Source organism: Alteromonas hispanica (genome assembly GCF_010500915.1).
Classification (GTDB): domain Bacteria; phylum Pseudomonadota; class Gammaproteobacteria; order Enterobacterales; family Alteromonadaceae; genus Alteromonas; species Alteromonas hispanica.
Window position 1 is genome coordinate 1 of sequence record NZ_JAAAWP010000022.1, and the last position, 1,192, is coordinate 1,192.

Annotated in this window: 1 protein-coding gene; it reads right to left on the reverse strand. The window is 46.2% G+C overall.

Features of this window, described 5'->3' with window-relative positions; all coding sequences use genetic code 11:
* Positions 1–14 precede the first annotated feature (14 nt).
* A protein-coding gene (locus GTW09_RS17350) for an IS3 family transposase (RefSeq protein ID WP_163112880.1) occupies positions 15–1,123 on the reverse strand; the annotation gives its coding sequence in 2 pieces (ribosomal slippage) (positions 15–871 and positions 871–1,123; 1,110 coding nt in all).
* Between the last annotated feature and the right edge of the window lie 69 nt (positions 1,124–1,192).

The following is a 1,192-nucleotide window of genomic DNA, read 5'->3' on the forward strand; positions in this document are numbered from 1 at the left end:
TGTCCACTTCCCCATTAATGACACAGTTCTAAACTAGAGTTTTCCAGTTTTTCTCGGTAAGCTGCCGGAGGCAGGTTACCGAGACTTTCATGTGTTCTTTCTTCGTTATAATCCAGTCGCCAGAACCAGGCCATTTCTCTTACTTGATTGAGATTTTCAAACAAGTAAGCATCCAGAAACTCTCTGCGGAATGAACCGTTAAAGCGTTCAACAAAGCCATTTTGCTGTGGCTTACCTGGCTGGATATATACCAGTTCAATATTATTGGTTTCACACCAATCTGTTAGCGTCGCCGAAATTAGCTCTGGGCCATTATCCATACGCAGCTGAGTTGGTAATCCACGCTCAGCCTTAAGTTGTTCTAATACGCGTACGACACGGCCAGCGGGCAAGGACGTATCGACCTCTATAGCAAGGCATTCCCTCGTGCCTTCATCCACCACATTCAGTGTTCTGAACCGTTTACCGCAATATAACGTGTCATGCATAAAGTCCAACGCCCATTGATGATTAGCCTGATCCAGCACTTCCAGTGGCTGGGCTATTCGCTTGGGCAGTACCCGTTTAGTTCTGCGCCGCAGGTTCAATCCCATTTGGCAGTAAACACGATAGACGCGCTTGTGGTTGAAGGGAAAGCCTTTGAACCGCATTCGGCCAAAACACTTCCAGAAGCCCGCTCGTGGCGACTTCTCCAAAACCGCATTGATGGCATCAATGACAGCAGCATCCGTTTTGCGCCAGTCTCTCTCTGGACGATAAAAGGTCGCACGGCCAATACCAACAAACAGACAGGCCTTTACGATACTTAGTCCCGCATCAACTAGGATGCTGACGCACTCTCGTTTCTCTGCTGTCACCAACCCTTTTTTGCGACAAGCTCCTTAATGGCATTATTTTCTAAGCTGACATCTGCAAACATCTTTTTAAGCTTGGCATTTTCTTCTTCAAGATCTTTCAATCGTTTGACGTCAGACGCTTCCATGCCGCCGTACTTGGACTTCCAATTGTAATAGGTTGCGCTGCTGATACCGTGTTGACGGCAGACTTCCTCAACCTTCATACCTGCATCAACTTCTTTTAACACCCCAATAATCTGAGATTCTGTATATCGTGATTTTTTCATAGTCGTCTCCTGCATTAATCATTGCAGAAAACTCTAATTATGTCTGTCTCAGTTTAGGGGAAGTGGACA